This is a genomic window from Anaerolineae bacterium, assembly GCA_025062375.1.
Lineage (GTDB): Bacteria > Chloroflexota > Anaerolineae > SpSt-600 > SpSt-600 > SpSt-600.
In genome coordinates this window covers 171,428-178,137 of sequence record JANXAG010000001.1, presented here as the reverse complement: position 1 = coordinate 178,137, position 6,710 = coordinate 171,428, and the positions used below count along the sequence as shown (strand labels likewise).

Below are 6,710 nucleotides of genomic sequence, written 5' to 3'. Positions count from 1 at the left end.
CGAGGGCGGGAAAAATCGGGGGTCCAGGGGGCGGAGCTCCCATCCGGGGGTAAAGTGCAATCAACTAACCTTACTTAACTTATAGCAGGCTCTGGGGGCTTCGTTGCCTGTAGCACTCAATTCCCCTTTCCCTCACACCACTTTATCCGCCTGAATTTCCCCATATCAGCCCCCCAAGGTATCGTCGCATCTATACCTACTTTAGTCGTAAGAGTTTTCCGACCAGGAAAATGTTTTGCCGAAGGATCCAGGGAACTACCGGGCTGATTTTGCAAAACCACAAGCCCCCTGTCCGCCTGGAACCGCGTGGCTATAGCCCATTCAACTTCCTCAGGCCTCTCGATTTCTATGTCTTCATCTACCACCACTACATGCTTGAGAGAGGGGTGACCCTTAAAAGCAGCCTCTATAGCTCTTAGCGCATCATCGGGGCCTTTCTTGCGAATTTTAACCACCGCATGAAGCCAGCACATCCCGCCTGGAGTAACTCTAACATCGAGGCATTCTGCTACTTCATTAACGGCGGCAAAGATGGTAGGTTCTCTCGGTATACCCATGAGCAAACGATGCTCTGCTCCTCCCGGAAGAAGGGCATGGTATATGGGCCGCCTCCTGTGGGTTATGAGGTCCACCTCCAATATCGGCTGCTCTCTTATGTAATCCCAAGTCTGAGTGAGGTCTATAAAAGGGCCTTCAGCTGCAAGCCTTTTGGTGAGGCGGCCTTCGAGGACTATTTCGGCGCAGGCTGGAATTTCCAGATCCTTCGTCAAACAGCGAGCCAGGGGCGTGGGAAAAAGGGCATTGGCTATGGAAAGCTCGTCTACTCCCATGGGGGGTGACATTGAAGCGGCCAGAAGGATATGCACCGGTAATCCTATAGCGATAGCTATCTCCAGATCTCCTGGTACCTTGCTCCAGGCGGTGTGGGTCCCACGACCTTCTACAACTCTGGCCACAAAGCGCCTCTCATCGAGGAGCATCAAACGGTGGAAAGAGGCGTTGCGGCCATAATCCGGATCCTTGATAATAGCTACCCCTGCTGTTATGTAAGGTCCTCCGTCGTCTGGTAGATGCTTGAGGATGGGAAGTGTTGTAAGGTCTACTTTTTCCTCCACCACTTCTTGGCAAGGGGGGCTTTCCACAAGAACGGGTTCCACGGGGTTCTTCATCGCTTTTATCAAAGTCTGGATTAATTCCTGAGGCTTTATGCCCAGAGCTATAGCCATGAAATCTCTTCTGGCGCATATCCCTGAGACTACTTCACCTTCGTAGCCAGGGACATTCCTGAAAAGCAGGGCGCTCTCCTGGTGAGCAGCTATGACACGGGCCATCTCCAGGTAGGGGGAAACAGGTTCTTCTACCTCCTTAAGGAGACTTTGCGCTTTGAGAAGAGCGATAAAATCCCTAAGATCCATAGCTCCTCGCTCCTTGTGGGTTTGGCTAATTATATTTTAGCAGCTTTTTTCGAACAAAAACTCCCACTGGAGCGGTTGACTAGCCCTCATTCTGGTTTTAAAATATGTTTTGGTAAAAACCTTTTAGGGGGGCAAGGGATGACCGAAGCTCTTCTGGACAGCATCGGGACGATGAAAGACTTATCAGGCAAAATACCCCGCCTTGAGGGAGTGCCCACAGGTGTAGAGGGGTTGGATGAGCTTTTCTTCATCACAAAGATAGTGGATGGTAAACCAGTCCGGAAATTTCTGGGGGGAATCCCCCGCTATTCCGTGTGGAACATAACGGGCGTATCCGATACGGGAAAGAGCTTGCTGGTTGAACAATTCGCCATAAAACAGGTGTCCATGGGAAACCCCTGCGTCTTTGCTACCTTGGAAAGCCCTGCCCCTTTTGTGGCTGCAGGGCTCAAAGGCAGGGCTCTGGCTATGGGCGTTGATCCAGAATTGGTGGAAGAGCACATAATATTCATCGATGGAGCTTCATATTATCAGCTCCGCAATAGCATCCAGACTTTCCTGAGCACTCTGGCTTACGCTATCAAAGAGTATAAAGCGAGAGCCGTGGTTATTGATTCTATCACTGGCCTCTATGAAACCAAAGAAGTATTTGCCCGGGATGTAGTGCGAGCAATCTTTAACTTCCTGAAAGAATGGCGGCAAACTGCCCTTTTGGTATCTCAAAAGAGAAGCGGACACGAGGGTCTTTCGGCGGAAGCAGCGGGGGGTTATGCTGTGAGCCACATTGTAGATGGCTCAATGGTCCTCTCCAAAGTGCTTATAACCAATAAATACGAAGCCAGCCTCTATCGCAAGCCTATCGGAGAAATTGTGAGGCTTTTCCGAATAGATGGCTGTAGGCTGTGTGGCCATGATACTTCCACACACCTTATGGAAATAACAGAAAGCGGCCTTATACGTATAGGACCGCGTCTGAGCGAAATAGCCTCTAAGGTTAAAGGGGAAGGAGGTGAGAGCGATGAAAGTAGTAGAACCTAAGGAGTACTCCCTGGATGAAATGGCCATGAAAGTGTTTCTTGAGGCAATAAACCTTGCTGGTGGGCCACGTAAACTCATGGAATACCGGAGACTTACCTGGCTTCCCAGCCTCATGGAAGCGGCCTACAGCGTGGTCCTGGCTCATGAAGAGAAGAAGAGCGAAGACGAAATCGCTTCTTTCCTGGGCCTCGCCCGACCAGCTGTGAGAAACATATTGAGAGCTAACCCTGATGAGGTAATGAGGCGCCTTGAAGGAAAGGTGAGGAGCCGTTCCCACGTAGCTGGGGGACTTGCAAAACTGGCTTACCAGCGAATAAAGTTTAGGGAAATGGCTCCCTGATCCTTATCTCTAAGGACACAATCTTCAACAAGGTTCCTGAGAATTGCTCTGACCACCGGAATTAAGTCTAAGGGGGGCGGGGACTCGCCCCCTCTTTAGTTTTCCTCCACTAAAGGGCGCGAAAGCATAATCTCATCCCCAAAGTAAACCAGAAGCTCACCGGAAGAAACTTTCCTGTAAAACTGAAGCAGAAAGGATTTCCACTTCTCCACCAGGAGCAGGCTTTCCCCTTTCACCCTGAATGTTACCACCTCTCCTGAAGGCTTCCTGACCCGATCAAGGCCTGGGCTGGAAAGAGGCACAAGGGTATAATTGTGGAAGTAATAATCCAGCAGTGAAGCGGCTTCGCCGTAACGGTCAGGGCTATTGAGGAGAACAACCACGCCTTTCTGATTTCCTCTTGTTGCCGATGCTATCAGACATTCTCCAGCCAGCGGGGTTGTGCCTGTTTTGACCCCATCGGCTCCAGGGTAAAGGGTTAAGAAACGATTGGTGGAAATAAGCCCTCCTCGCTCATAAGTTGCTACTACAGCGGCGAAAGCATGGTTAGCCAGAGCATGCCGAGTAAGAAGCCAGAGGTCGTAGGCGGTAGAAAGGTGTCCTTCCTCGTCAAAGCCCTGGGGATTGGTAAAGTGCGTGTTTTTCATCCCGAGACTGGCCGCTTTATAGTTCATCATTTCCACAAAAGCTTCCTGCTTCCCGGCGACATGCTCGGCAATGGCCGCAGCAGCGTCGTTGGCTGATAAGAGCAAAAGGCCATAAAGCAAATTCTCCATGAGGATTTTCTTGCCCGGCGAAAGCCCCATCCTCGGCAATTCCACCGTTGCAGCCCTTTGACTTATTGTTACCAGATCGCCTGGGGAAGAATTCTCAAGGGCCAGAATGGCCGTCATTATCTTCGTTAAACTTGCAGGAGGAAGCCTCTCGTGCTCATTTTTAGCCAGAATAATGGTCCCAGTAGCGTAATCAGCCAGGAGGAAGGCCTTAGCTTCAATAGCGGGAGGTTGATTGGAGGCCATACCTTTAACCTGACAGGGGTAAAGTCTCAGGCCCCCAACGTCTCTTTCTTTCAAAGCTGGCGGGCCAAAGGCCAGGGCCGTAAGGCTGAGAAGAGACAGCAGAAAAGCCTTCCTAAGCATTTTCTCCTTCCAGTGGTGGTAAATCCTCAAGGCGCTCCAGGCCAAAATATTTAAGGAACTGAAATGTAGTTCCATAAAGGGCGGGTCTCCCTGGAGAATCAAGGTGGCCTACTTCTTCAATGAGGCCTTTACTAAGGAGGGAGCGTATCACACCATCGCTGTTAACCCCTCTTATAGCTTCAATTTGGGCTCTGGTTATCGGCTGAAGGTAAGCGATTATGGCAAGGGTTTCCAGGGCTGCCTGGGAAAGCTTGCGGGCTGGTTTCGTCTCCAGAAATCTTTCCACATAGGGAGCTGCCTCCGGAGCCGAAACCATCTGGATTTTTCCCCCCAACCGTTGCAGGCGTATCCCTCTTCCGGAGTACTCTTTTGCCAGTTCTTCTATAATTACAGCGATGGTTTCTTTGTCCAGACCAAGAACTTCTACCAGGTGGTCTATTTCCACCGGTTCATCGGCTATAAAAAGGAGACTTTCCAGGATGACTTTCGGTTCCATTGATTTAAAGCAGCACAGGGGCCCTATACTCCCCGAAAACTTTCCTCAACACATCGCAGATTTCCCCAAGGGTGGCATAAGCCTCAACACATTCCAGAATGATACCCATGAGGTTATCAGTGCCTCTGGCAGCTTCTTCAAGCTCCCTTAAAAGCTCCTGGACTTTTACATTATCGCGGCGACGACGGAGCTCCTGGAGACGAGCTATCTGCTTTTCTCTTACAGCAGGATCTACCTTGAGGAGCTTCAGCGAACGCTTTTCTTCTTCCATCACGTATTCATTGACTCCCACTACAATACGCTCTCCGGTTTCAATCTCCTTCTGGTAACGATAGGCGCTTTCCATGATCTCACGCTGAATGTAACCCAACTCTATAGCCTTGAGAGCTCCACCCATGGCGTCTATGCGCCTTATGTATTCTTCGGCCTTCTCCTCAATCTCTCTGGTTAAACTTTCTACATAGTAACTTCCAGCCAGGGGGTCCACAGTATCAGCCACCCCCGATTCATGGGCGATTATCTGCTGGGTGCGGAGGGCTATTCGGACGGCTTCCTCGCTGGGGAGGGCAAGGGCTTCGTCGTAGGAATTAGTGTGAAGGGATTGGGTCCCGCCCAAGATGGCAGCTAAGGCCTGAATGGTTACTCTTATTATGTTGTTGAGAGGTTGCTGAGCAGTTAAAGTGCAGCCTGCCGTCTGGGTGTGGAAGCGAAGCATCCAGGAGGCGGGATTTTTGGCTCCAAAGCGTTCTTTCATAATCCTGGCCCACAGGCGACGGGCAGCCCTGAACTTGGCTACTTCTTCAAAGAGGTTATTGTGAGCTCCGAAGAAGAAGGAGATGCGAGGCGCGAATGAATCGACATCAAGCCCGCGCTTTACCGCCGCTTCTACGTAAACAATACCATTGGCCAGGGTGAAGGCTAACTCCTGCACCGCCGTAGCTCCAGCCTCTCTTATGTGATAACCGCTTATACTGATGGAGTTCCAGCGAGGAAGCTCCCTGCTGCAATACTCCATAATATCTACAGTAAGGCGGAGGGAAGGTTCTGGGGGAAAAATGTAAGTGCCACGGGCCACATATTCCTTAAGGATGTCGTTCTGGACCGTGCCGTCTAAAACTTTCGGGTCAATCCCCTGCTTCCTGGCCACAGCCACATACATGGCCAGGATTATCGGAGCAGTAGCGTTTATAGTCATAGAAGTGGAAACTTTATCCAGGGGGATCCCATCAAAAAGGCGCTCCATATCTTCAAGGGAACTTATGGCCACCCCGACTCTCCCCACTTCGCCCAGAGCCATGGGGTGATCGGCATCGTAGCCAGTCTGAGTGGGCAGGTCAAAGGCCACTGAGAGGCCCGTCTGCCCTTGTTGCAATAGATATTTAAAACGAAGATTGGTCTCTTCGGCCGTGGCGTAGCCCGCATACTGGCGCATGGTCCAAAGGCGTCCTCGATACATAGTAGGGTATATTCCGCGGGTAAAGGGGTAAGCTCCCGGGAAACCCAGCTCCTGCGCATAATCCAGGTTTTCGATATCAGCTGGGGTATAAAGCCTTTTAACCTCTATACCTGAGTGGGTTTCAAAGCGCTTTTTGCGTTCGGAAGCTCTGGCTAAAGCCGGCTTAAGGATTTTCTCTTCCCATTCTTTCTGCAAAGCTTCAAGCTCGCTCATTTTCTTTCCTCCAGAGCTTCTTTAAGGATTAGAACGGCTTCGCGGTAGAGCTTCTTCATCTCTTTTTCCAGTTTTATAAACCCTGAGCCCACTTTCCCCCCTGAAACCATGTAAGCTAAAGCTCCGAGATAGGTATACCAGCGGGTGTAAGAACCCTTGAGGAGGCCCTCGGGGTCAAACAAAAGAAAGGGATGCTCGTCGCTGGCGATGATGAAAAATCCAGGCAGTTCAAAATGGGTAATTTTGAAGGCCAAATGCATTATTTCATGCTCAACATCAGGGAAAAGGTTGCGGTCGTTAGTGAGCAGTGGGGTGAAATCAAAACTTATCTTTTCAAGGAGAGAGGGATAACATCCGAAACCCCACCTTCGCACGAGGAGAATGCACCCGTTCTGTCCCACTTCTATTTCCGGGCAAACCTCGGAAAAACCCAGGGGAAGCTGTATAATGGCCCTGCGCTCTTCAAGCTTCCCATCTTCCCGAACCGCCCAGTAATAGGCAACCCAATCCTCCGTGGGATATAGACCTGGGAGGTTGTTGAAAATCTTGCGCTCCAGGGGAGCGGTGCTGGGCATTAAGGCATTTCCTAATTTTCCACCCATCATTTCCTCCC

At 50.6% G+C, this 6,710-nt stretch carries 7 protein-coding genes; 2 read left to right on the top strand and 5 right to left on the bottom strand.

Annotated elements, in window-relative coordinates; translation table 11 throughout:
* Positions 1 to 116: 116 nt before the first annotated feature.
* The gene (locus tag NZ653_00850) at positions 117 to 1,415 is read right to left on the bottom strand and encodes a UbiD family decarboxylase (GenBank protein MCS7285678.1); all 1,299 of its coding nucleotides are present in this window, start codon (positions 1,413 to 1,415) and stop codon (positions 117 to 119) included.
* A 138-nt stretch (positions 1,416 to 1,553) separates the two neighbouring features.
* Between NZ653_00850 and NZ653_00845 the strand changes: the two genes are divergently transcribed.
* Positions 1,554 to 2,453 (top strand): KaiC domain-containing protein, encoded by a 900-nt coding sequence (locus NZ653_00845; protein ID MCS7285677.1) that lies wholly within the window; start codon positions 1,554 to 1,556, stop codon positions 2,451 to 2,453.
* Positions 2,434 to 2,793, top strand: a complete 360-nt coding sequence (locus tag NZ653_00840; GenBank protein ID MCS7285676.1) for a regulator — start codon at positions 2,434 to 2,436, stop codon at positions 2,791 to 2,793. Before NZ653_00845 ends, NZ653_00840 begins: the two co-directional genes overlap by 20 nt.
* Positions 2,794 to 2,888: 95 nt before the next feature.
* Here the strand turns inward: NZ653_00840 and NZ653_00835 are convergent, their stop codons facing one another.
* The 4 genes from NZ653_00835 to NZ653_00820 are packed head-to-tail and all read right to left on the bottom strand — an operon-like array spanning position 2,889 to position 6,699.
* Positions 2,889 to 3,932, bottom strand: coding sequence for a D-alanyl-D-alanine carboxypeptidase (locus NZ653_00835; protein MCS7285675.1), 1,044 nt, complete (start codon positions 3,930 to 3,932; stop codon positions 2,889 to 2,891).
* Positions 3,925 to 4,428, bottom strand: coding sequence for an SMC-Scp complex subunit ScpB (gene scpB, locus NZ653_00830; protein MCS7285674.1), 504 nt, complete (start codon positions 4,426 to 4,428; stop codon positions 3,925 to 3,927). Before scpB ends, NZ653_00835 begins: the two co-directional genes overlap by 8 nt.
* Positions 4,429 to 4,432: 4 nt before the next feature.
* Positions 4,433 to 6,097, bottom strand: coding sequence for a methylmalonyl-CoA mutase family protein (locus NZ653_00825; protein MCS7285673.1), 1,665 nt, complete (start codon positions 6,095 to 6,097; stop codon positions 4,433 to 4,435).
* Positions 6,094 to 6,699 (bottom strand): hypothetical protein, encoded by a 606-nt coding sequence (locus tag NZ653_00820; GenBank protein MCS7285672.1) that lies wholly within the window; start codon positions 6,697 to 6,699, stop codon positions 6,094 to 6,096. Before NZ653_00820 ends, NZ653_00825 begins: the two co-directional genes overlap by 4 nt.
* Positions 6,700 to 6,710 lie beyond the last annotated feature (11 nt).